This is a genomic window from Arthrobacter sp. JUb115, assembly GCF_004365035.1.
Lineage (GTDB): Bacteria > Actinomycetota > Actinomycetes > Actinomycetales > Micrococcaceae > Glutamicibacter.
Genome location: NZ_SOBS01000002.1, coordinates 132743 through 156467, shown reverse-complemented (window position 1 = coordinate 156467; position 23725 = coordinate 132743). Strand labels below are relative to the sequence as shown.

The window sequence follows — 23725 nt, the reverse complement described above, 5'->3', positions numbered from 1 at the left end:
TTGAAAGGTCCGCCATATGCGCGCTGTCGTCCAGGTCGCTTCCACCGCCCATGTTGAGGTTGAAGGGCAGATTACCGGCCAGCTCGACTCCCCCGGTTTAGTGATCCTACTTGGGGTGACCCATGAGGATGATCAGGCGATCGCACGCAAGGTGGCCGAAAAGATCTGGCAGCTGCGGATCATGGAGGATGAAACCTCCGCAGCCGGGGTGAATGCACCACTGCTAGTGATCAGCCAGTTCACCCTGTACGGTTCGGTGCGCAAGGGCCGCCGCCCATCCTGGTCCAATGCGGCACCCGGTCCTATCAGCGAACCGCTGTACGAATACTTCGTGGAGCACCTGCGCGAATTGGGTGCGAGCGTTCAGACCGGTGTATTTGGCGCGATGATGAATGTCTCGCTAACGAATACCGGACCGTTCACGATGATCGTAGACTCGGCAGACCTCCCCTAGCGGCCGGTGCTCTGCACCAGTTGGGTCAGTTGGTCGAAGCTGGCTCGTTGCTCGGCTAGTTCCACCCGTCCGGTGGCGGAGAGTTCGTAGACCTTTCGCCCCGGCCCGCCCTGGCCTTCTTGCCACCGGGTTTCCACGAGACCCGCGGCTTCCAGCTTGGCCAATGCGGGGTAGAGCGTGGCTCCCTTGATCGGCCCGAAACCGCGTTCCTGCAATGATTTGGACAGCGCGTAGCCGTGGGCCTGGCCGCTGGAGAGTTCTGCGAGCAGGAGCATCGGCAGCATCGCGCGCTGCCAGCTGCCGGGGAATGGTGCTTGCTCACTCATCGCGGCCTTCTTCCATACCGCGGGCCTGGGCGCGCCTTTCGGCAAGCTTGGATTCCACGTATTGTGAGCGGTTTGCAGGGCGCAACTCGTACAGGGTCACCGCAGCAAAAACCAGAAGGCATGCCGCGAAGAAGATATCCCATCCGCTGCGGTCCGGGGCGATCACCTCCGGCACGAGGCTGAAGCTGTAGAGGCCCACTACGGCTAGCGGCAGCAGGCGGCGCAGCAACCAGCGTCGCTTCAGCGCTGTGCCGGTGTTCACCGACAGGCCGATGGCGAATTCGCCCGGCGTGCCGAACTCTTGCGCAATGCTGGCCCCGCCGCCCTCCATGCTCATATTCGACCAGTGCTCGCGGGCAGGTTCCAGAGCGGACGCCGCTTCCCTGCTTCGCATTCCGTAGCGCCCGCGCAGCAATCGGGTGGTTTCGGCAAACCACGCTTCTGGATCCGTGAAGGCGCAGGCGCCACCGCGTACGGGTTCAGGCTCATCATTCCATGGCAGCCAGAACACGCCGACAGCCAGGGCTATGCCGAGAATCGGCGCCAGCCAGTTGGGCAGCGGCATGGTTTCTTCACCGCCGAGTACCGCGATCAGCACGGCCGCTGCGATGGAAACCGCAATTCCGGACAACCCCAGCACCCATGATCGCGCGAATTTGCCTTTCAACCGGTAGAACCACCACAGGTGCCCGGATAAGGCGATTCCCGTGCCTGCAGCCAGGGCGGCCAGTTGCCAGAAGTGCCACGAGTTCGACGTCCATCCGTCGCGGAATCCGACCCACGTGCCAAAACCGGTGCACAGCAAGCCAACAACGAGCCCGATGCCAGCCAGGAGCAGCAAACTGCTGTTGATCGGCATCTCCGAATCCGCGAGCTGCTGCGGAGTCAGCCGCGCGTAAGCCCGGCCTTCGCCGAATTCACCGGGATCGCCAAAAAGTTCTTCTGCGCTTTGACCGCTGTCGCGGATCGCATCCAGCGCTTTGCCCAGTTCTGCTGCGCACTGGGAATCGTTCAGGTCTTTCCACCACATGGCGATGTTGAAGTCCTGCGCCCATTCGCGGTCGCTTTCAGGGTAGAGCTCGATGATGTCATTGGGTTCTGCCGAGTCCACGTGCTCTCCTGGGATCGAAATAACTAGGTTGAAAACTAACCTAGTATTAAAACCAGCTTTAATCCACTTCCTGGCCTATTTCGTACAAAAAGAAGCAGGATGAAACGCGTAAACGTTTCATCCTGCTTCGTAAACCTGGAGAAGCCTACTTGGCCTCGGCCTTGGCTTCGGTCTCTTCGGCCTTCTTCTTCTCAGGCTTGAAGTCGATGCCGGCTTCCTTGCGCTGCTGCGGGGTGATTGGCGCAGGAGCCGCGGTCAGCGGATCGAAACCGCCACCGGTCTTCGGGAAGGCGATCACGTCGCGGATGGACTCCGAGTTGGTCAGCAGCTGCAGCACGCGGTCCCAACCCAGGGCGATGCCGCCATGCGGTGGGGCGCCGTACTTGAAGCCCTCGAGCAGGAAGCCGAACTGGGTGTCAGCCTGCTCCTGGGTTACGCCCATGAGCTTGAAGACGCGTTCCTGGACGTCGCGCTGGTGGATACGGATCGAACCGCCGCCGATTTCGTTGCCGTTGCAGACAATGTCGTAGGCGTAGGACAGGGCCGATGCAGGATCAGTGTCGAAGGTGTCCATGAACTCCGGCTTGGGGCTGGTGAACGCGTGGTGCACAGCGGTCCAAGCGCCAGCGCCCACGGCCACGTCACCCGAGGCGACAGCGTCGGAGGCAGCTTCGAACATCGGTGCGTCGACGATCCAGACGAAGGCCCAGTCGCCTTCCTTGATCAGGCCGGTGCGGTGGCCGATCTCGACACGGACCGAACCGAGCAGTGCACGGGATTCGTTCTTCTTGCCGGCGGAGAAGAAGATGCAGTCTCCGGCGGCTGCGCCGGTAGCTGCGGCCAGTCCGGCCTTCTCTTCCTCGGACAGGTTCTTGGCCACTGGGCCAGCCAGCTCGCCATCTTCCTTGATCAGCACGTAGGCAAGTCCCTTGGCACCGCGCTGCTTGGCGAATTCCTGCCAGGCATCCAGGGTGCGGCGCGGTTGCGATGCGCCGCCAGGCATGACCACGGCGCCGACGTACTCGGACTGGAAGACCTTGAAGGAGGTGTTCGCGAAGTACTCGGTCATTTCGGTCAGTTCCAGGCCGAAGCGCAGGTCCGGCTTGTCCGAACCGTACTTGGCCATGGCCTCCGAGTACGCCATGCGGCGGATCGGGGTCGGGACCTGCACGTCGATCAGGTTCCACAGTTCGGTGACCAGCTTTTCGCCGAGCTCGATGATGTCATCTTCCTCGACGAACGATGCTTCGATGTCCAGCTGGGTGAACTCCGGCTGGCGGTCCGCGCGGAAGTCCTCATCGCGGTAGCAGCGGGCGATCTGGTAGTACTTCTCGAAGCCGCCGACCTGCAGCAGCTGCTTGAACAGCTGCGGGGACTGGGGCAAGGCGTACCAGCTGCCCGGGGTCAGGCGGGCCGGCACGACGAAGTCGCGGGCGCCTTCCGGGGTGGAGCGGGTCAGCGTCGGGGTTTCGATCTCGATGTAGCCCTGGTCGTGCAGCAGGTTGCGTGCCACGCGGTTGGCCTCGGAGCGCAGGCGGATGTTGCGGGCCGGGGTCGGGCGGCGCAGGTCCAGGTAGCGGTGGCGCAGGCGCGCTTCCTCGCCGACCTCGACGTGCTCGTCGACCTGGAATGGCAGCGGGGCCGCGGTGTTCAGCACGGTCACGGTCTCAGCGATGACCTCGATCTGCCCGGTAGGCAGATTCGGGTTCTCGTTGCCCTCCGGGCGGCGCTCGACGGTGCCGAGAATCTGCAGCACGAACTCATTGCGCAGCGGATGGAAGTCCTCTTCATCGCGCACGACGACCTGGGCCACGCCCGAAGCATCACGCAAATCCAGGAAGGCGACACCACCGTGGTCGCGGCGACGCGCGACCCAACCGGTGAGTGTGACCTGCTGTCCAATGTGCTCGGCGTTCAAGACGCCCAGCTGATGAGTGCGTAGCACTACGATCCTTTCGGTCGGTTGGGAAAGTTTCTTCCCATGAAGTTTAGTGCACCGTGATTGGTGCGCGGGCGGGCGATCATGCCCGAGAACTAGCTGATGGCGATCTTCAGGTCCGCTTCGGCCGGCATCCAGGTGGACGGATCCGCGGCGACCTGCTCGCCGGAACGGATGTCCTTGACCTCGTGGGCGCCATCGGCATGGGTGAACCAGACGAACGGAATCCCGCGTCGATCAGCGAATTTGATCTGCTTGCCGAACTTCTCCGCGCTGGCTGCTACCTCGCAGGCGATGCCGCGCTCGCGCAGCTGCGAGGCTACATCCTGCGCTTCGTGCCAGGACTCGTCGTTGGCCAAGGTGACATATACCACCGAAGGCACCGAACGGCTTGCGGTCACGGACTCTTCTGCAAGGATGCGCGAGACCAGGCGGGTGACGCCGATGGACAAGCCCACACCTGGGTAGTTCTTCTTGCCCTTGGAAGCCAGCGATTCGTAGCGCCCGCCCGAGCAGATCGAACCCAGGGATTCGTGGCCCACCAGCACGGTTTCGTACACGGTGCCGGTGTAGTAGTCCAGCCCGCGGGCGATGGACAAATCGGCCATGACCTTGCCCGGTGCGCGCTTGGATGCGGCATCGATGACCTGCGAGAGCTCATCCAAGCCGGTATCCAGCAGTTCGTGGCTGACGCCCAGTGCGCGGACCTGCTCCACGAAGGACGTGTCCATGGTGCGGATCTTGGCCAGGGCCAGGGCGGCGGCGGCCTGCTGCGCGGTGGCGCCGACTTCTTCGACCAGGATCTTGGCGACGGCATCATCGCCGATCTTTTCCAGCTTGTCGATGGCGCGCAGGACTGCATCCGGATCTTCCAGGCCCAGGCCGCGGTAGAAGCCCTCGGCCAGCTTGCGGTTATTCACCCGCAGGCGGAAATCACCGATCGGCAGGGCGGAGAGCGCGTCGGCAATGGTCAGCGCCAGCTCCACGTCGTAGCTGAAGGGCAAGGTGCCATCGCCCACGACATCGATGTCGGCCTGGGTGAATTCGCGGAAGCGGCCATCCTGCGGGCGTTCGCCACGCCAGACCTTCTGCATCTGGTAGCGGCGGAAGGGGAAGGCCAGGTGGCCTGCGTTCTCCACCACGTAGCGTGCGAAAGGCACGGTGAGGTCGAAGTGCAGGGCCAACGCGTTGGGATCGTTCTTCTCATCCTCCGCGGCCAGCCGTGACAGTCCGTAGACTTCCTTGTCGATTTCGCCCTTGCGCAGAAGTTGCGCTCGGGTTTCCACCGCACGGGTCTCGATGTTGGCGAATCCATGCAGTTCGAAGACGTGGCGCAAGGTATCGAGCACATGCTGTTCAACTGCCCGTTCGGCGGGAAGCCATTCCGGGAAACCTGATAGTGAGGCCTTGCGTGCCATGAAACTCCTTAGTGCAAATTGGGCTACCTACCCATCTTATAGCCCGAAACCCGAGAAACCTGTGCACGTCGGCTTACTAAGAAGCGGAGGTCACAGGTAGAGTTGGCTAAAGCAAGTGCTCGTAAAGTGAAAGAGTTTCAGCGGTGACCACCAGTCAGCAATCCGACGACAGCCAGAAGACCCCATTGCCACAGGCCCAGAAGCCTGCCGCAAAGCCGGTTGTAGCGCCAAGCGTCGCACATACCACTCCCCTCGACGAAGCGGCAAAGTTCGCCCGTGTGACCGAGGACGGCCACGTCTTCGTGATCATTGACGGCGCCGAATTCCCAGTGGGCCAATACCCCGACGCAACCCAGGACGAAGCCCTGGGCTACTTCGTGCGCAAATACGACGACGCGCTCTCGCAGCTGATGCTCCTGGAGCAGCGCGTCGTTGCCAAGGCCCCGGCCGGCGAGCTCAGCAAGGCTGTGCAGGCGCTCTCGGCCACCGTTGCCGAACGCCATATGGTCGGCGACATCCCGGCGCTGGAAACGCGCCTCGAGAATGCCCGCGTAGCCGTCGAGGCATTGACCAGCGAACAGCGCAAGGCCAACGACGAAGCTCGCGCGGAACAGCTCGCTGCCCGCGAAGCCATCGTCGAACAGGCTGAAGAGCTGGCCGGCAAGCGCCCGGAGCAGATCCAGTGGAAGACCGCTTCGGCGGCGATGAACGAGCTGTTCGACGCCTGGAAGGGTTCGCAGCGTTCCTCGGTGCGCCTGCCACGGTCCACCGAAGATGCGCTGTGGAAGCGATTCCGCTCCGCCCGCACCACCTTCGACCGCCATCGCCGGGCCTACTTCTCGCAGCTGGATTCGACCAACGCGGCCGCCAAGGAAGTGAAGGAAGAGCTGATCGCTCGCGCCGAGGTGCTGCAGGGGTCCACCGACTGGACCGCTACCGCCGCCGAGTACCGCAAGCTCATGGACGAGTGGAAGAAGTCGCGCCGTGCCTCGCGCAAGGACGACGACCAGCTCTGGAGCCGCTTCCGCGCCGCCCAGGATGTCTTCTTCCAGGCCCGCGCCGCGGCCAACGCCAAGATCGATGAAGAGTACTCCCAGAACCTCGTGGTGAAGGAAGCCCTGCTGGAAGAAGCGCGCGCGCTGCTTCCCATCAAGGATCTGGCTGTTGCCAAGAACAAGCTGGATTCGATCCGCACCCGTTGGGAAGCTGCCGGCAAGGTGCCGCGCAACGACCTGCAGCGCATTGAATCGGCCCTGCGCCAGGTCGAGGACGCGGTCAAGGGTGCCGAGGACGAGCAGTGGCGCCGTTCCAACCCGGAGACCAAGGCCCGCTCCAACTCGATGCTCTCGCAGCTGCAGGACACCATCTCCGCCTTGGAAGATGATCTGGCAGCAGCACAGGCCAAGGGCAACGCCAAGCAGATCGCGACAGCCCAGGAAGCCCTGGATGCACGCCGCATGTGGCTGAGCACCTTGGAGAAGTCGGCTGCCGACTTCCAGTAAGTAATCCACAGATCGCTTGCACACCGCCAACGCGGCGGCGCGAACTGGTTCAGTAGCTCTATGGAAACGAGAAATTCCCCAGCTACCGGACCTCGCGCCGCCGCGTTGCGCATTCCCGGGGACCTGTGGATTGCTGGTGAGATGTTCACCCGCAACGAGCTGCACGCCATGGCCCACAACGGCCTGCTGATCGAGGTCCTCGGTGATTATTTTTTGCCCAGCAGCATCCGAGTCAACGCGTCGGTGCGGGCACGGATTGCAGGTTTCGCCTGTGGCCGCGAGCTGGCCCGCGATGCGGTGCTAGCTCGCCAAACTGCAGCCTGGATCCATGGGCTCTTGCCGTCAGTGTCCACATTGTGCATCTACACCAAGAGCTACCATCGGCCGTTCTACCCCGGGCACGGGCTGAGGGCGGAATTCGCCCAAATGCAGGTGCCGGATACGGACATGGTGTTCCGCAGCCGCATCAGGGTGGCCACCGCATTGCGCAGCGCCTGCGACTGCGCGAAATACGATCCATTGCCCATTGCCAGCCGCGTTCTGGGCACAGTCGCGGCGCTGGCAGATCCCTACCTGACTTTGGACGCCATCAAACAAGCCCTGGCATCTGAGGTTCCCTCACCCGAGCGCTCCCGAGCCCTGCGCCTGGTCCAGTCCTTCTCCGATACGGCGCAAGCGGCCTAGGTTGCCGCCGCGGGGTGCACCGCGCTATTAGCGGCGGGACCCTGCGGTGGTGCGGTAGACATCGTAGACGCCATCGATGCGGCGTACTTGGTTCAGCACGTGGCTCAGGAACTTGGGATCGCCCATTTCGAAGGAGAAACGGGAGATTGCCACACGGTCCTTGCTTGTCTGCACACTGGCCGAAAGGATGTTCAAGTGGCTTTCGGAGAGTATCCGGGTGACGTCGGAGAGCAACGACTTTCGGTCCAATGCTTCGACCTGGATCTCCACCAGGAACACGCCATGGTGCTTGGTGGCCCACGTGACATTGACCAGTCGATCCGGCTGCTCGGCGAGCTGCGTCAGATTCAGGCAGTCGGTGCGGTGCACCGAGACTCCGGCGCCACGGGTTACGAAACCCTGGATTTCATCTGGCGGCACCGGGGTGCAGCAACGCGCCAGCTTCACCAGCACATCCCCCAGGCCCTCGACGATCACGCCGGCGTCGTTGCCCGTAGCCGGGCTGGGAGCCATTGGGCGGACTACCGCTTCCTCATCGACCTGTTCGGCTTCTGGAGGGCCAATCAGGGCCGTTAAATGCTCAATGACGTTCTGTGCACTGGTATGGCCGTCGCCCACGGACTGGTACAGGGCCGAAATGTCCGTGTGGTGCAGTTCGTTGGCTACCGCCGTGAGCAGGTCGTGAGTCATCAATTTCTGCAATGGCAGCTGGTTGCGACGCAGTTCCTTGGTCAGCAGCTCCTTGCCCTTTTCGATGGCCTCCTCGCGGCGTTCCTTGGAGAAGTAACCGCGGATCTTTGCCTTGGCACGAGGCGAGCGGACAAAGTTCTGCCAATCCTGGGATGGGCCAGCGCCTTCGGCCTTCGAGGTGAAGACCTCCACCACATCGCCCTGCTTGAGCTCGGTATGCAGTGGGACGAGCTTGCCATTGACGCGGGAGCCGATGGTGCGGTGGCCGACGTCGGTGTGGATCGAGTAGGCGAAATCCACCGGTGTGGCACCAACCGGCAAGGACATGATGTCGCCCTTGGGGGTGAACACATAGACTTCAGCGGAGCTGATCGTGTAGCGAAGGCCGTCCAGGAACTCCTCGGAGTCGGCGGTATCCGCCTGCCACTCCATCAAGGAACGCAGCCAATCCATATTCTGTTCCGGCGAAAGCATGGAGTTATCGGTCTGCCCATGCTTGTACTGGAAGTGCGCTGCTACACCGTATTCGGCGCGTACGTGCATATCGTGGGTGCGGATCTGGATCTCTACCGGCTTGCCTTCAGGACCCATCACCGTGGTGTGCAGCGACTGGTAGAGGTTCAGCTTCGGGATCGCAATATAGTCCTTGAAGCGGTTAGGCAGTGGATTCCACTCCGCATGCACGACGCCCAGGGCGCCGTAGCAGTCCTTGACGGTATCCACCAGGATGCGCACGCCCATGAGGTCATGGATATCGTCGAAGTCCTTGCCGCGCACGATCATCTTCTGGTAGATCGAGTAGTAGTGCTTGGGCCGGCCGGACACCGAGGCATGGATGGCGACATCGCCGAGATCGCCCGAAAGGGTCTGGCGGATCGAGGAGAGGTACTTTTCACGTTCCGGAGTGCGATCGCCCACCATGCGGACGATCTCCTGGTAGACCTTCGGGTGCAAGGCAGCGAAGGACAGGTCCTCCAGCTCCCACTTGACGGTGTTCATGCCCAGACGGTGTGCCAGCGGTGCGAAGATCTCCAGGGTTTCCTTCGCCTTGCGCGAGGAAGATTCCGGGGATACGTAGCGCCAGGTACGGGCATTGTGCAGGCGGTCGGCCAGCTTGATCAGCAGCACGCGGATGTCGCGGGACATGGCCACGACCATTTTGCGCACGGTCTCTGCCGGGGCCGCATCGCCATAGGTGACCTTGTCCAGCTTGGTCACGCCATCGACCAGCATGGCGATTTCCTCGGAGAATTCCTTCTTAACCGACTCCAGGGAGTAATCGGTGTCTTCAACGGTGTCGTGCAGCAAGGCGGCGGCAAGAATCGAGCCGGTCATCCCCATCTCCGCCAGGATCGTGGCGACGGCGACCGGGTGCGTTATGTACGGGTCGCCGCTCTTGCGCTTCTGGCCTTCATGGTACTTTTCGGCGACCTCGTAGGCGTGGACCAGCAGGTCCAGATCCGCCTTCGGATGCTTGGACTTGACCGTGCGCAATAGCGGTTCAAGGGTCGGCGATGTGCTCGGGGTGCTCCCCCGGCCAGCAAAGCGCACCAAACGAGAGATAGAGCGTCGTTTCGAATTGTTCAGGTTAGGCGTATTCGCCATGCCCCGCTCCTTCCCGTTGCCGTTGGATTCTTTCCCGAGCCTGCGTGAAGCCCGACGGAATCCAACGGTAGTTCCGGGCCACCAGATCACTGGTAGCCGTGCACTGAAAAAACACCTTCTTTAGTTCAAACGTTATAGCACGTTCGGGCGGTGACAACTAATTACGCATCTTCCCGCTTAAGCGAATTGGTGCCCCCAGCAAATGCTGGGAGCACCAAATTCAGATCTTCGGATCGGTTTAGGCAGCAGCCATCTTCTTATCGTGCGCTACCACGTCGTCGTCCTTGTGGCGGAGCCAATGGAACATTGGCGCCTGCACGAACAAGGTCGACAGGGCCGAGACGATGATACCGACGAACAGCGCCAAGGACAGGTCCTTGAGCGTACCGGCACCCAGCAGGTAGGAACCGATGAATAGGATCGCGGCCACTGGAAGCACGGCAACGACCGAGGTGTTGATCGAGCGAACCAGGGTCTGGTTCACAGCGAGGTTCACCAGCTGCTCGAAGGTGCGCTTGGACTGCTGGGTGTAGTCCTTGGTGTTTTCGCGGACCTTGTCGAAAACCACCACGGTGTCATACAGCGAGTAGCTCAGAATGGTCAGGAAGCCGATGATCGCGCTGGGCGTGATTTCGAAACCGGACAGCGAGTAGATGCCCGCAGTCACGATCACCACGGTAATCAGTCCGACGATCGCTGCCAGCGACATCTTCCAGGTTCGGAAGTAGGCAGCCATCAGCAAGCCCACCAGGACCACGAAGACTACCAAGCCAACCAGTGCCTGGCGCGAAACGTCTTCACCCCAGGTTGGGCCGATGAAGTTACTGGTAACTTCATCGCTGGAGACGCCGTAGTTCTCCGCGAGCTGGCCGGCGATGGCCAAGGTCTGGTCATCGCTCAAACGCTCAGTCTGCACGCGCATGGTGCCCGGAGCAATGTTGGTGACCGTTGCCTCGGAACCCGAAGCCACCGAGCTAACAGTTTTTTCACCAATCGAGATATCAGTGTTCTGCACATCCGAAACGGTGAATTCAGAACCACCGCGGAAGTCGATGCCCAGGTTGAAGCCGCCCTTGACCACTGGAAGCAGGATCGACAGCATCACCAGAATACCGGCGATCAGGAACCACAACCGGTACTTGGAGGTGAACGGGTAGGAACGCTTGCCGGTGTAGAGCTCGTTGCCCCAAGTGACTAGCTTATTCATTGTTCTCCTCCTGGGCCTTGGCCTGCGTGCTGGCTGGCTGTTCGGCCTGTGCACGGCGACGCTCGGCAATCGTCATGCGCTTGGCGGCCTCAGCCGAGGCCTTCGCATTCTTCTTGCCGCGGTTTGCCACAACGTTTTCATCGAAGCGGCGAACCTTGCCTGCACCTTGGTACAGCGGCTTGACGCCAAGCAACGATGGATCCATGCCCGAGAGCGGGTGGCCGTTGGCGAAGAACTTGGTGCGTGCCAGCAGGACCAAGGTTGGATGGGTCAGTCCGTACACGACCACGAGGTCAACGATTGCGGTCAGGCCCAAGGTGAAGGCGAAGCCTCGCACGTTGCCCACGGCAACGATGTAGAGCACTACTGCAGCCAACACGTTCACGGCCTTGGAAGCCAGAATGGTGCGCTTGGCACGCTTCCAGCCGATATCCACGGCGCTTGCCAATGGCCGGCCTTCGCGCAACTCATCTCGAACACGCTCGAAGTACACGATGAACGAGTCCGCGATCAGGCCGATCGCCACGATCAAGCCAGCCACGCCCGCCAGCGACAGGCGGTAGTTCATGCCCCAGCCAAGCAGGACCAGGCAGAGGTAGGTCAGCACACCGGCGACGAGCAGCGAAGCGATGGTCACCAAGCCCAGGGCGCGGTACTGGAACAGCGAGTAGACGAATACCAGGACCAGGCCGATAACACCGGCAATGAGGCCCGCGGTCAGCTGGTCAGCACCCAGCGTTGCAGAAACCTGGCGCTCTGACTGGATGTCGAAGCTGATTGGCAGTGCGCCGTACTTCAGCTGCTCGGCCAGCGCCTGCGAGGTGTCCTGGGTGAAGCCACCGGAAATCTGCGGACGGCCATCGGAGATCACCGCATTGGTGGTTGGCGCCGAAATGGTTTCGCCATCAAGCACGATGGAGAACTGGTTCTGCGAACCCTGCAGGGCAATCAGACGCTGCGTGGTATCGGCGAAGATCTTGGTGCCCTCGGCATCGAATTCGATGACGACGACCCATTCGCCGGTGACCGAACCATTGACGCCGCGAGCGAGCTGCGCATATGCGTCCTTGATCTTGTTGCCGGAGATTTCCTGTGGGCCAAGGATGTACTTGACGCCCATGTCGGTATCGCAGGAGATCATTGGCTTGGCCGGGTCCGCAGCGTCGCCGCCACGGTCCTTGAGCTCGGTTTCGCAGTCGTAGCCTTCAAACTCCTGGAAGAGCTCTGCGGTGATCCAGTTGGTGTCCGATGGGTTCTCTGGCTTGCCCTCAGGCTTTGGCAGGTCTTCCTTGGGAGTGCGATCTTCCTCAGGAGTGGCTGCGTAGCTGCCGGTGATCAGCACCGGGCGGAACTCCATGTTGGCCGAGGCCTGGATCAAATCGCGAGTGGTCTGGTCCGGGGTGCCGGGCATCGAGACCACAACGTTGCGACCGGACTGGGTGGTGATTTCCGATTCGGTAACACCGGAACCGTCCACACGCTGGCGGATGATCTCAACCGCTTGGTCCAGTTGTTCTTGGTTGATTGCTTCGTCGCCCTGGACCCGAGGGGCCAGGATCATCTCGGTACCGCCTTCGAGGTCGAGGGCGAGCTTCGGTCCCCATCCGGTTTTACCGTTCGCTGCACCGGCTACCAACACGCCGGTTGCGATGATGAAGACGATCAGCAACCATAGCAACGCCTTGCGCGCCTGCTTAACAGGTCTGATTGATGACATCTATTGTGCTTTCTGGTTTGGGTGGCTTAGCCTTCAGGCCACCGCTATGCTGCCCGGGACTTAGGCGTTGCGCTCGTCCTTGCCCTCATCGTTCAGGCGACGCAGGGACTCTTCTGGGGTTTCGGTGGTGCTGGTGGATTCTGCAGCGCCGTCGGCCACGGCCGGGGTTGCTGCATCCTTGTCCAGGAAGGTGGCAATGGCCTGGCGGTGCAGGTTCAGCACTACGCCCGGCGCGACCTCGACCTGGACGCGATCCTCTGCGTCAACGCCGACGACGGTGCCGAAGATACCCGAGTTGGTCATCACCTTGGCGCCTGGCACGGTGTTGTTCTTCAGCTTCTCCTGCTGGGCGGACTGCTTCTTGCGGCCACGGAACATCATGAAGATCAGCACTGCGAACAGCGCGACCATCAGGATCAGCGAAGGGTTGAAGCCGCCACCAGCGGCCTGAGCGATTACGAGGGGATTCACGTATTTACCTGCTAACGAATTGTTGCGATTTGATCTGAAGTTCTGGGATGCTGTTGCGGCTATTTCTGGCGAAATACAGCAAAGACGCCCCACCTCGCCCCGAAACGGGCATAGGTCGGGCGTCTTTAGTCTAATGCGTCACGGTGAACCGGCAGACCATTTACGCGGGCAGTGAAGTAATGCTTGCCTAATCCTCATCGTTTTCATAGCTTTGCGCACTGGCGAAGATGGCATCCTTTGGCATCGCCAAGCCCAAATGCGCCCAGGCTCCGGGCATGGCAATACGACCGCGCGGGGTCCGGCCCATCAGCCCTTCACGCACCAGGTATGGCTCTGCGACAGTTTCGACGGTTTCGGTTTCTTCACCCACGGCGATGGCCAGGGTCGATAGCCCCACCGGTCCCCCGCCGAATTTGGTGCACAAGGCTTCGAGCACACCCCGGTCGAGGCGATCAAGGCCACGTGCATCGACCTCGTACATGTCCAAGGCGGCCTCGGCCGCTTGGGCATCGATCTCTTCGAGCTTATGCACCAGCGCCCAGTCACGCACGCGGCGCAGCAGGCGGTTGGCGATACGGGGCGTACCGCGGGAGCGTCCGGCGATCTCGGTGAACGCGGCCGAAGTGACGCTCAGATCAAGCATCATGGCCGAACGGCGCAAAACCAGTTCAAGCTCCTTGACCGCGTAGAACTCCAGATGGCCAGTGAAGCCGAAGCGGTCACGCAACGGGCCGGGCAATAGTCCGGCGCGCGTGGTTGCGCCAACGAGAGTGAAGGGCGGAAGCTCCAGTGGAATGGCCGTGGCGCCGGCGCCCTTTCCGACGATGATATCTACGCGGAAGTCTTCCATGGCCATGTAGAGCATTTCCTCGGCCGGCCGGGACATGCGGTGGATTTCATCGAGGAACAGCACCTCGCCTTCGGTCAACGACGAGAGGATCGCGGCCAAGTCACCGGCATGCTGGATGGCTGGGCCGGAGGAAATGCGCAATGGCGCGTTCATCTCGGCGGCGATAATCATCGACAAGGTGGTCTTGCCCAGGCCCGGCGGGCCAGAGAGCAGAACGTGGTCCGCGGTGCGTTCGCGGATTTTCGCTGCTTCAAGCACCAGCGAGAGCTGCTGGCGCACTCGGGACTGGCCCACGAAGTCGTCGAGGTTCCGCGGGCGCAGGGCCGCTTCGATTACCCGTTCCTCGGGTTCGCTGCCGGCATTCGTGAGCCCGGTGGAGTCATTCATGATCAGTTGATCCTCTCGCAGACCGCTTAGGCGCGGGTTCCGCTGGACATGCTGCGCAGTGCAGCACGCAAGATTTCTGCGACGTTGCCGGTGGCAACGACATCTGGATCAGCCTTGGACAGCGATTTCAGGGTGCTGGTTGCATCCTTTTCGCTCCAGCCCAGGCCGGTCAGCGCGTCGATCACCTGCGGTTCCCAGACGCTCGCGTTGCCGCCGCCGGAAACCGGGGCCACTGGCGCGCCAGTCGGGATCAGCTTGCCGTTCAGTTCCAGCACGATGCGGCTCGCGCCCTTGGGGCCAATGCCCGATACCTTGGTGAAAGCGGCGGTGTCCTTGGTGTTCGCCGCGATGCGGACTTCCTCCGGAGAGTGCACCGCCAAGATGGCCAAGCCGGTGCGTGGCCCGATGCCCGATACGGAAACCAGGACCTCGAAGACATCGCGTTCCTCAGCGGTAGCGAAGCCGAAGAGGGTCATCGAATCCTCGCGGACCACCATGGAGGTGAATACCGTTGCCTCGCGTCCTGCCTGCAGGGTGGACAGCGTCCCGGGGGTGGCATTGACCAGCATCCCGAAGCCGTTAACGTCAATTACCGCGGTATTCAGGGCTACCGCCTGCACGGTGCCGGTCAATGAGCTGATCATGCCACTCCTTGGGATATATGTTCGATCGAACCCAGTTTATCGAAGATACCTACGAATATCGATCCGCCGCGTTCCCCGGTGGGTCGGGGCCGCTGCCGTGCTGGCCGGCTAGCGGCGCACTGCACGGCGCTTGGCCGACGCCTCGGCGGCAATCCACGCCTGCTGCGCACCGGTCAGCTGCGACGAACCACCGGCATTAGCCGCGGAGGCCGAGGCATTCGAGCCGGTGGCCGCACCGCGCCAGCCGTGGGTAATCGCCAAGGCCACCGCATCAGCGGCGTCGGCAGGCTTAGGCGGTTCATCGAGCCGGCAGATCTTGGCAACCATCTTGCCGATCGCCGCCTTGGTGGCCTGTCCCGAACCGGTAACCGCCGCCTTGACCTCGGTCGGCGTGTGCAGGGCCACGGGTATTCCGCGTCGCGCTGCCGCGGTGATGACAACGCCGGTGACCTGCGCGGTGCCGATGACGGTGGAGACGTTCGCCGATGCGAACACGCGTTCCAAGGCGAGCACATCGGGCTGATGCAGATCCAGCCATTCGTCGATGGCGTTGGCGATCTTCAAGAGCCGGGCATCGAGCGGAGTGCCCGGAGGGGTGCCGGCGACGGTGACGTCCACCAGCGAAACTTGCCTGTTTGCAGCGACGTCGACCACGGCAAGACCGCAACGGGTCAGGCCGGGATCGACGCCAACAACACGTAAGGGCAAGCCTTACTGCTCTTCGTCCAGCGCGGCGCGAACCTCGTCGGACAGATCAGCGTTGGTGTAGATGCCCTGGACATCATCCAGTTCTTCCAGCGCGTCGTAGAGCTTGAGGAACTTGCGAGCTCCTTCAACGTCCAGGTCGACCTTCATCGATGGAATGAATTCCATTTCGTCGGACTCGTAGGCGATGTCCGCTTCATCCAGCGCAGCGGCCACAGCGCGCAGGTCCGAAGGGTCGCAGACGATGGCGAAGTTCTCGTCCTCGTCCATGATCTCGTCGGCACCGGCGTCCAGCACGACCATCAGCAGGTCGTCTTCGGTCAGCTCGCCCTTGGGCAGGCGGACAACGCCCTGGCGGTTGAACAGGTAGGCGACCGAACCCGGGTCGGCGATGGTGCCGCCGTTGCGGGTGATGCCCACGCGCACCTCGGAGGCTGCACGGTTCTTGTTGTCGGTCAGGCACTCGATCAGCAGGGCCGAGCCCTGCGGGCCGCGTGCTTCATAGATGATCTCGGTGTAGTCGACGACCTCGCCGGTCAGGCCAGCGCCGCGCTTGACGGCGCGGTCGATGTTGTTGATCGGCACGGAGTTCTTCTTGGCCTTGCTGACAGCAAGTTCCAGCGCCGGGTTGCCGGCCATGTCGGCGCCGCCGGCACGGGCGGCAACTTCAATGCCCTTGATGAATTTTGCGAAGGCCTTGGCGCGCTTGGCGTCGATCGCGGCCTTCTTGTGCTTGGTAGTTGCCCATTTGGAGTGGCCTGACATGCTTTAAGCGTCTCCTCGCGTGAGATTGATGAAAAATTGGTGGATAGCGGTGCTGCCGGTGACTTCCGGGTGAAAGCTGGTTGCCAACAATTTTCCCTGGCGTACTGCAACAATTCTACCCTGTTCGTGATCCGTCCCCGCTTGAACGGTGCTGATCACTTGCACGTCCGGGCCAATTTGCACGGCTTCCGGTGCGCGGATGAACACCGCTTCGAGATTTTGCCCGTTGAAGTCCAGCTGGTGCTCGAATGAGTCGATCTGGCGCCCGAACGCGTTGCGCTTGACCGTCATGTCGATGCCGCCGAAGCTTTGCTGTACCGCGCCATCTCGCGAGATTGCAGGGTTCTCGATGCGATCGGCCAGCATGATCATTCCGGCGCAGGAGCCGTAGGCTGGCATGCCTGCTGCGATGCGCTCCTTGATGGGACCAGCTAGCCCGTAGTTGCGGGACAGCCGGTCAATCACCGAGGACTCGCCGCCGGGAATCACCAGCGCGTCAACCTGCTCCAAATCGACGACGGTGCGCACCATGTGCGTGCGCTGCCCGAGCCGTTCCAAAGAGGCCAGATGTTCGCGGAAATCCCCTTGCAGAGCGAGGACGCCTATTTTCGGCATGGTTCTAACCTTCATGGTGTTCAGTGGTTGGCAGCACGAAAAATGCGCCGAAATAACGTTAAACCCAGAGACGCCGTGGTCCTGTTTTGTTTCCCGGTGTGTCGCGGATTCTTCGACGCCGCCTCCCGGCAAGTGGTGGAACTTGGTAGGTTCAAGGACATGATTGCTGATATTTCTTCCCTCGAACTTGCCGGCGGCGTGAGCATGCCCTCGATCGGTTTGGGCACGTGGCCCATGCGTGGATACGAGGCGGCCGCAGCGGTGCTGTCCGCCCTCGACGTGGGCTACCGCCGCATTGATACAGCGGAGAACTACGAGAATGAGGACGCCGTGGGCAAGGCCCTGGCACAGAGCCGGCTTCATCGCGATGAAATTTTCGTAACCACCAAATTCAACAAGCAATGGCATTCGACCCAAGGCGTGCGCCAGGCGTTGGAGAACTCCCTGGACCGCTTGGGTCTTGAGTATGTGGATCTGCTCTTGATCCACTGGCCCAACCCCCAGCAGAACACCTATGTCGAAGCCTTCACTGAGCTGGGCAAACTAGTAGACGAGGGCAAGATCCGGGCTGCGGGAGTCTCGAACTTCAAGCCCTACCAGCTGCAGAACGTCCTGGATTCGGGGCTCGTGCCGGCGCTGAACCAGATCCAGGTTGATCCTGAACGGCAAAGCGTCGAATGGCAAGGTTTCAACACCGAGCATGGCGTTCGGACCGAAGCCTATTCCCCGCTGGGACGCAAGAAATCTGGACTCCTTTCACATCCTGCCCTGGTCCGGATCGCCCAAGCGCATGGGAAGAGCAGCGCGCAGGTGACCTTGCGCTGGCATGTCCAGTCCGGGCGGGCAGCGGCACCGAAATCGGCAGACCAGCGGCGGCAGAGCGAGAACCTGGACATTTTCGACTTCCAGCTCACCCAGGCGGAAATGGCCGCCATCAATGCCATGGATACTGGTGCTGGCCCCTTCACCGATTCGGATGAGTTCGGGCACTGAATTCCCGCAATACCTGCATGCGGCAGAAACGGAGAACCCGAACATGCTTCACGGCTACCAGCGCCCAGATATCGAAGTGGCGGATTACTTCGACGAGCACGGTGCGCTGATCCCCTATGGCCAGCGCTGGGATGAGCAGCCTCCAGCGGAGAGCTATTCGCTGACCTCCCATGTGCAACGCTTTGCCCCGGTGCCGCAGGTAGCCCAGGCGTTGCTGGATTGCCTGCGCGAGCAGTTCGAGGTGCGTTGCTTCGAAGATCCCGGGCTGGCCAGGCACATGCGGATTCAACCGGGCCATGTGGTGCGCTCTGTTCGCGTATTTCCGATGGATTCGCGCTGCGCGCCACTGGGCATGGTCTTCACCACGTTTCCCGCGGTGCACCTGGAGCTCGGCGCGTTGTACCGCGCGACATTTCCGCCGTGCGGCTGCGATGGATGCGACGAAGTTGTCCCAGAAATCCTTGAGGAACTCGAGATCCAGGTGAGTGCCGCCGCGTCCGGAGGATTCGGCGAGTTCCTGGATCGAGGCATGGACCGCCTCGTGCACTGTTTCGACGTTGACGGGACAGGATTCGGCGAGCAGTCCCGCGGCCTCGAAGACATATCGCCGGCACGGCTAGCCAGAGCACGCGCAATTCTTCCCTCAAGCCGCGTGTGGGCACCTTGGCCATTGCGCTAGGTCAGTCCAGCGTCCACTCTCGAAGTCCGTCGTCGAATGCGCCATAGGCATTCACTGTGGCCTCGCTGCGCTTCAAGGAGGCTTTTGCTTCATCTTCCCGTATGCATCCAGCAGCATCGAAGACTTGGCACCAGGCCACAGGTTTATTTGAGAGCTGGTGCGGTACCCACCGCAATTCGCTGACATCCCATTCGCCGGGCGCTCCCTGGGTAAACGTTGCCTTTACGCTGATGCCTTCGCGGTTGAGAATGGTTGGTGTGGCGTGTTTTGCCACGGAATTGCCCAAACCGTAGACGATCCAGGTTCCGTCGTGCTTCTCAATGGGCAATACCGAGTGGGTGTGGTGCATGTAGATGAAATCGAAGACACCGGACTCTGCCAAGGCTCGACCGAGCCTTTTCTGGGACGCTGTCGGTTCGGTGCTGTATTCAGCCCCATCGTGCACGGCAGCCACGACGATGTCCGCTCCCGCCTTGCGCATTGCCTTGCCCCTGGCGATCAGTTGCTGCGCATCCACCCCGGTATCGACTTGCCAGTCAGCTTCTTCCGGCAAGCCATTGAGCGAATAGGTGCTGGTTACTACACCGAGCTTCACGCCTTCCATGTCCAGGATCGATGGCTTCTCGGATTCTTTTTCACTGCGGTAGGAGCCGGTCGCGAAAAGCCCATTCGCTTCCAGAGCGTCCAGCGTTCGCTCTACTCCGGCCGTCCCGGCATCTACCGTGTGATTGGTGGCGGTGGTGCATCCGTCGTAGCCAATTGCGCCGAGGTCGGCCAGGATTCGATCTGGGACCGTGAACCGCGGATACCCCGAATACGGAGGGATGCCAATCGGTGTTTCCAGATTGCATAGCGCCACATCTGCGTCCTGGACATAGGGTGCCAGGCCCGCAAGCAAGGGGCTGAAATCGTAGTCCCCGCCGTTGCCCGTTTCCGCTCCAGCCGCTTGCTTCGCTTCATCCAATAGCTGCGGATGCAGCAGTACATCGCCGGTAACCATCAGCGATAGCTCTTCGGGCGCCGAAGGTGCGGCCGGGGCATCCGCTATGGCTGAACTCGGAGCCGGTTCCGGCGAGGCAGGAACGCTGGCCTGGACGGAAGGCTGCGGGGTTGCTGGTTCTGCGTGATCGCTTGGGACTGCAGAGCAACCGCCAATCAGCAATGCGGCCAGCAGCGTTGAGCTCAGCGGAAGAAATGCAGGCAGTGCACGTTGGGGCATGCATCGAGCCTAGCTCAGCTGGGCATCTGGGGTGTAAATGCAAGCTAAATCACGTTTTCCATGAAAACCTAGGCCTATGCAAAACCCGCTTCTGACTCACAGTACCAGGCCCTACCAATGGCCAGCCTTCGACCAGCTCACCGCTGAGCATTACCTGGAGGCAGTCCGGCTCGGCGCAGCCGAACAGCGTGAGGAGCTGCAGCGCATCATCGACGATGCCCAGGCTCCCACTTTTGAGAACACTTTCTTGGCGCTGGAAGCCAGCGGGCAGACCCTGCGCCGTGCGCTCATGACGTATTTCGCGGTGATTTCCGCCCACGGCACCGAAGATCTGCGGGCGATTCAGTCGGAGATTTCTTCGATCTGGACTAGGCAAGAAGATGAGATTTACCTAAACCAAACCTTGTACTTGCGTCTACAAGCTTTGAATTATGAGGGTCTCCAGGGTGAAGATGCCCGTCTAGTGGAGCAAACGCTGAAGAATTTCCAATTGGCCGGCGCAGGCTTGGGCGACGCCGAAAAGGACCAGTTGAAGGCACTGAACGCCAAACTCGCTGAGCTTTCCACGCAGTTCGCTGACCTCGTCCTGGAAAATCAGAATGCCCACGCTGTGCACTTCGACGATGCTGAGGAACTCGCAGGTCTTTCCAGCCAAGCGATCGAGTCCGCTGCGCAAGCCGCCAAGCAAGCAGGCCACGCATCGGGATACTTGCTGACGCTGGTTTCGCCTACCCAGCAACCGGTCCTGGAGTCGCTCGCGTCAAGCCAGTCCCGCCGCAAGGTGTTCAATGCCTCGATCAGCCGTGGCACCGAGGAAAACGCGACCATTCATGTGGCTGCCGAAATGGCACAGCTTCGCGCTGAGCGCGCCGCTCTGCTCGGATTCGCCAACCATGCAGAAACCGTGCTCGCCCAGGCCACTGCACCTTCCACCGCTGCGGTGGAAGAACGGCTGGCCGAGCTAACCAAGGCCGCCACCGCAAATGCCCGCCAGGAAGCCCAGGTGCTGGGCAAGATCGCCGGTGCCGAAATCAACGCGTGGGATTGGAAATACTTCTCCAACCAGGTCTTGCGTGAGGAGTACTCGGTGGATTCCGAGGCACTGCGCAACTACTTCGAATTAGACCGGGTCCTGGTCGATGGCGTCTTCGCGACCGCTACCAAGCTGTTTGGTATTACCTTCAGCGAGCGGTTCGACCTTCCCGCCTACCACCAGGATGTTCGGGTCTTCGAAGTTTTCGACGCCGATGGCAAGCCGCTGGCGCTCTACACCGGCGACTACCTGACCAGGGATACCAAGAAGGGTGGTGCATGGATGACCAGCCTGCGCGATGCCGCTTCGTTCCTGGATGAGCGGCCGATCGTCACGAATACCTTGAACATCACCCCGCCTGCGCCGGGTGATCCGGTTCTGCTGTCCATGGATGAGGCAAATACGCTGTTCCACGAGTTCGGCCATGCGCTGCACGGGATGTTCTCCCGCGGAAAGTACGCTTCGCTTTCTGGCACCTCGGTCCCCCGCGATTTCGTGGAGTTCCCATCGCAGGTCAACGAGATGTGGATGCTCCACGAGGATGTCGTATCCGGTTATGCTATCCACCACCAAAGCGGCGAAGTATTGGACGACGCGCTGATCGAGAAGATCCGCGCGGCTTCACTATGGGGCCAGGGTTTTGCAACCACTGAGTACCTTGCCGCCAGTGTCCTTGATTGGGCCTGGCACACCATCAGCGCCGGGACTGTTATCGAGGATCCACTGCAGTTCGAACAGGACGTGCTTCAGGGCGCCGGCTTCGACTCCGCAATGATTCCGCCTCGCTACCGCACCGGTTATTTCCAGCACATTTTCGCCAATGGATACTCCGCTGGCTACTACTCCTACATCTGGAGTGAGGTGCTCGATGCCGACACTGTGCAGTGGTTCGAGGAAAATGGGGGCTTAATGCGCGAAAATGGTAATCGGTTCCGTGAGGAACTGCTTTCGCGCGGCAATACGCGCGATCCCCTTGAGTCCTACGAATTATTCCGCGGCCGCACCGCATTGGTTGAACCGTTGTTGCGCCGTCGAGGATTGGTGAACGCAGAATAATGACCACTATTGCCTCCGCACAGGAAGCACTAAGCCACTGGCATCAGGCACTTGCAGTCGCCACCGGCGGCAAGATCTTTACCACCCACGGATGCTCATGGGCATGGCAGCCAGTACGCAAGCGGCTGATCCTGCTGTTCCCCGAACAGCCAGAACAGGCGGGCCTGCGTCCGGCGCTAGCCGAAGGCCATCGGCTCGGCGCCCGGCGTGTGGAAGCTTGGGTTAACTCAGGCGCCCACGCGGATGAGCTGAGGGCGACCGGCTTCTCCGATAATGCCCAGGTTTCCTGGCATGCCGGCCCATTGGCCATTCCAATGGATCGTTGGACCGGCAAGATCCGCTTGGGCAATAACGTGTCTGAGGCCACGGGAGCTGATGCGGCCGAGCTGAATGTGACGAACCTTTGGCGCGAGACCAGCACCCAGCTCTCCAGCGGGCATCCGGCATTGCGCCGCGTCGAGCATGCCTTGGCTCGTACCGACGAGGGAGAGATCGTGGGCCGGGGCTTTGCCCAGCAGGGCCTGAACGGCCAGCTCATGGTGCATTCCTTGGCCGTAGGCAAGGAACATCGCCGCCATGGCGTTGGCACTGCCTTGCTCCATGGCCTGTCGCGATCAATGATCAATCCGCTGTCGCCGCCAGACGATGAGGTACCTCAGGAGCTATTGGCAGCAGCGACTCCGTCAAGTGCCGATTTCTTCAGTGCGAACGGCCTGAAGCTGCTGGGACGTGGACGCCATATGGTTCTGCGCTCCTGGAACCAGTAGCCAGCCAGTGATAACGAGAAAGCTCAGCCGGTCACGGGACGTTCCGTGACCGGCTGGGCTTTCTCGAATGGCCTTACCGCGATTTGTTGACTCGATAGACAAGCCGGGCGAAAGGTCCGGCTTGCCGCGCTTCAACCAGTTCGAGGCTCTCGCTGGAAATAGTTCGTGGCAATACGGGCGCACCCGACGATAGCGCGGCCGGGGCGATAGTCAATGCCAAGACATCGAGGGCATCGACATCCAGGAATTGCCCCAGCAGTTCACCGCCGCCAAGTACCCAAACATTCTTCTCCCCTGCGCTGTCGCGAATTACCGGCAAGAACTGCGCAACTGGCCCGTTCAGCAGCTGCACATCAGCCCCTTCTGGAATGGGCAGCTCCCTCGAAGTGAAGACATAGGTCTTGACCCCCGGATAGTATTCATGCCACTTTTGCGGATTTTCCATGAGCTGTTCATTCTCGATCATCCACATATAGGTGTTCGCGCCTTCGACATGCACACCAACGTTTTCAGGCAATAGTTCCGGATCAGGCTCTTGGGACCCCGGAACGTCAAAGAGCCATTGCAGGCTATGGTTCTCGTCGGCCAAGTATCCATTGAGAGTGACCGCGGCATCGAAGATAATCTCGCTCATGGCACATAGTCTGCCACAGGAAAATTGCTCACGGCTCCGGGTGCACTTCGCTACCGGCATGCCTGCTCCAGGGCTGCACCACCAGCAGGTCGCCATCGATGTCCCACCGGCTCCGGTCGAGCAGTAAGTGATCTGGTTGCGCCAAGATACTCGCGATTCCAGGCAGCGAATCTGGTTGGGCGGGGCCGGAGACGGATTGCTGCTCGTAAACGCACCACCTGGAATCAGTTTATTCATGCTGGCTGGGAAGAACA

Annotated in this window: 23 protein-coding genes; 8 read left to right on the top strand and 15 right to left on the bottom strand. The window is 61.3% G+C overall.

Going from position 1 to position 23725, the window contains the following annotated elements; translation table 11 throughout:
- Positions 1-16 precede the first annotated feature (16 nt).
- Positions 17-454: a D-aminoacyl-tRNA deacylase gene (gene dtd / locus EDF61_RS03900; RefSeq protein ID WP_133833331.1), complete on the top strand. Its 438-nt coding sequence runs from the start codon at positions 17-19 to the stop codon at positions 452-454.
- Here the strand turns inward: dtd and EDF61_RS03895 are convergent.
- The 4 genes from EDF61_RS03895 to hisS all read right to left on the bottom strand — a co-directional run bounded on the left by EDF61_RS03895 (position 451) and on the right by hisS (position 5248).
- The gene (locus EDF61_RS03895; RefSeq protein ID WP_133833330.1) at positions 451-780 is read right to left on the bottom strand and encodes a PadR family transcriptional regulator; all 330 of its coding nucleotides are present in this window, start codon (positions 778-780) and stop codon (positions 451-453) included. The genes dtd and EDF61_RS03895 overlap by 4 nt on opposite strands.
- On the bottom strand, positions 773-1891 hold the full coding sequence (locus EDF61_RS03890; protein ID WP_133833329.1) for a DUF1129 domain-containing protein: 1119 nt from the start codon (positions 1889-1891) through the stop codon (positions 773-775). The genes EDF61_RS03895 and EDF61_RS03890 overlap by 8 nt, the downstream gene beginning before the upstream one ends.
- Positions 1892-2036: 145 nt before the next feature.
- On the bottom strand, positions 2037-3836 hold the full coding sequence (gene aspS / locus EDF61_RS03885; RefSeq protein WP_105661363.1) for an aspartate--tRNA ligase: 1800 nt from the start codon (positions 3834-3836) through the stop codon (positions 2037-2039).
- An 89-nt stretch (positions 3837-3925) separates the two neighbouring features.
- Complete coding sequence (gene hisS, locus EDF61_RS03880; protein WP_133833328.1) at positions 3926-5248, bottom strand: histidine--tRNA ligase; 1323 nt, start codon at positions 5246-5248, stop codon at positions 3926-3928.
- Between the two features lie 143 nt (positions 5249-5391).
- On the opposite strand from hisS, the gene EDF61_RS03875 reads away from it, so the two are divergent.
- Together EDF61_RS03875 and EDF61_RS03870 are read left to right on the top strand one after the other, a co-directional pair.
- The gene (locus EDF61_RS03875) at positions 5392-6750 is read left to right on the top strand and encodes a DUF349 domain-containing protein (protein WP_133833327.1); all 1359 of its coding nucleotides are present in this window, start codon (positions 5392-5394) and stop codon (positions 6748-6750) included.
- 60 nt (positions 6751-6810) lie between these two features.
- On the top strand, positions 6811-7434 hold the full coding sequence (locus tag EDF61_RS03870; protein WP_133833326.1) for a hypothetical protein: 624 nt from the start codon (positions 6811-6813) through the stop codon (positions 7432-7434).
- A 27-nt stretch (positions 7435-7461) separates the two neighbouring features.
- Here the strand turns inward: EDF61_RS03870 and EDF61_RS03865 are convergent, their stop codons facing one another.
- The 9 genes from EDF61_RS03865 to pdxT all read right to left on the bottom strand — a co-directional run bounded on the left by EDF61_RS03865 (position 7462) and on the right by pdxT (position 17090).
- Positions 7462-9729 (bottom strand): RelA/SpoT family protein, encoded by a 2268-nt coding sequence (locus EDF61_RS03865; protein WP_105658282.1) that lies wholly within the window; start codon positions 9727-9729, stop codon positions 7462-7464.
- Positions 9730-9967: 238 nt separating this feature from the next.
- Positions 9968-10936 (bottom strand): protein translocase subunit SecF, encoded by a 969-nt coding sequence (gene secF / locus EDF61_RS03860; protein ID WP_105658281.1) that lies wholly within the window; start codon positions 10934-10936, stop codon positions 9968-9970.
- Positions 10929-12653, bottom strand: coding sequence for a protein translocase subunit SecD (gene secD, locus EDF61_RS03855; RefSeq protein ID WP_133833325.1), 1725 nt, complete (start codon positions 12651-12653; stop codon positions 10929-10931). The genes secF and secD overlap by 8 nt, the downstream gene beginning before the upstream one ends.
- Positions 12654-12713: 60 nt before the next feature.
- Positions 12714-13124: a preprotein translocase subunit YajC gene (yajC, locus tag EDF61_RS03850; protein ID WP_105661369.1), complete on the bottom strand. Its 411-nt coding sequence runs from the start codon at positions 13122-13124 to the stop codon at positions 12714-12716.
- Between the two features lie 187 nt (positions 13125-13311).
- Positions 13312-14361 (bottom strand): Holliday junction branch migration DNA helicase RuvB, encoded by a 1050-nt coding sequence (ruvB, locus tag EDF61_RS03845; protein ID WP_105661370.1) that lies wholly within the window; start codon positions 14359-14361, stop codon positions 13312-13314.
- Positions 14362-14387: 26 nt separating this feature from the next.
- Positions 14388-15005 carry a Holliday junction branch migration protein RuvA gene (gene ruvA, locus EDF61_RS03840; protein WP_133833324.1) on the bottom strand — a complete coding sequence of 206 codons (618 nt, stop codon included), beginning with the start codon at positions 15003-15005 and terminating at the stop codon, positions 14388-14390.
- Positions 15006-15113: 108 nt separating this feature from the next.
- On the bottom strand, positions 15114-15713 hold the full coding sequence (gene ruvC / locus EDF61_RS03835) for a crossover junction endodeoxyribonuclease RuvC (protein ID WP_133833323.1): 600 nt from the start codon (positions 15711-15713) through the stop codon (positions 15114-15116).
- A gap of 3 nt (positions 15714-15716) precedes the next feature.
- Positions 15717-16475 (bottom strand): YebC/PmpR family DNA-binding transcriptional regulator, encoded by a 759-nt coding sequence (locus tag EDF61_RS03830; protein WP_105658275.1) that lies wholly within the window; start codon positions 16473-16475, stop codon positions 15717-15719.
- A gap of 3 nt (positions 16476-16478) precedes the next feature.
- On the bottom strand, positions 16479-17090 hold the full coding sequence (gene pdxT / locus EDF61_RS03825) for a pyridoxal 5'-phosphate synthase glutaminase subunit PdxT (RefSeq protein WP_105661372.1): 612 nt from the start codon (positions 17088-17090) through the stop codon (positions 16479-16481).
- 159 nt (positions 17091-17249) lie between these two features.
- Between pdxT and EDF61_RS03820 the strand changes: the two genes are divergently transcribed.
- Both EDF61_RS03820 and EDF61_RS03815 read left to right on the top strand, forming a co-directional pair.
- Positions 17250-18083: an aldo/keto reductase gene (locus tag EDF61_RS03820; protein WP_133833322.1), complete on the top strand. Its 834-nt coding sequence runs from the start codon at positions 17250-17252 to the stop codon at positions 18081-18083.
- On the top strand, positions 18067-18762 hold the full coding sequence (locus tag EDF61_RS03815) for a DUF6226 family protein (protein WP_133833321.1): 696 nt from the start codon (positions 18067-18069) through the stop codon (positions 18760-18762). The genes EDF61_RS03820 and EDF61_RS03815 overlap by 17 nt, the downstream gene beginning before the upstream one ends.
- Before the next feature lies 1 nt (position 18763).
- Here the strand turns inward: EDF61_RS03815 and EDF61_RS03810 are convergent, their stop codons facing one another.
- Positions 18764-19981 carry a CapA family protein gene (locus tag EDF61_RS03810; RefSeq protein WP_133833320.1) on the bottom strand — a complete coding sequence of 406 codons (1218 nt, stop codon included), beginning with the start codon at positions 19979-19981 and terminating at the stop codon, positions 18764-18766.
- A gap of 76 nt (positions 19982-20057) precedes the next feature.
- Between EDF61_RS03810 and EDF61_RS03805 the strand changes: the two genes are divergently transcribed.
- Both EDF61_RS03805 and EDF61_RS03800 read left to right on the top strand, forming a co-directional pair.
- Positions 20058-22070: a M3 family metallopeptidase gene (locus EDF61_RS03805; protein ID WP_133833319.1), complete on the top strand. Its 2013-nt coding sequence runs from the start codon at positions 20058-20060 to the stop codon at positions 22068-22070.
- On the top strand, positions 22070-22837 hold the full coding sequence (locus EDF61_RS03800; RefSeq protein ID WP_133833318.1) for a GNAT family N-acetyltransferase: 768 nt from the start codon (positions 22070-22072) through the stop codon (positions 22835-22837). The genes EDF61_RS03805 and EDF61_RS03800 overlap by 1 nt, the downstream gene beginning before the upstream one ends.
- A 73-nt stretch (positions 22838-22910) precedes the next feature.
- Here the strand turns inward: EDF61_RS03800 and EDF61_RS03795 are convergent, their stop codons facing one another.
- Entirely contained in the window at positions 22911-23471 is a 561-nt protein-coding gene (locus EDF61_RS03795; RefSeq protein WP_133833317.1) for a dihydrofolate reductase family protein, read from the bottom strand.
- On the opposite strand from EDF61_RS03795, the gene EDF61_RS19025 reads away from it, so the two are divergent.
- On the top strand, positions 23470-23598 hold the full coding sequence (locus tag EDF61_RS19025; RefSeq protein ID WP_286172092.1) for a hypothetical protein: 129 nt from the start codon (positions 23470-23472) through the stop codon (positions 23596-23598). The genes EDF61_RS03795 and EDF61_RS19025 overlap by 2 nt on opposite strands.
- Positions 23599-23725: the final 127 nt, after the last annotated feature.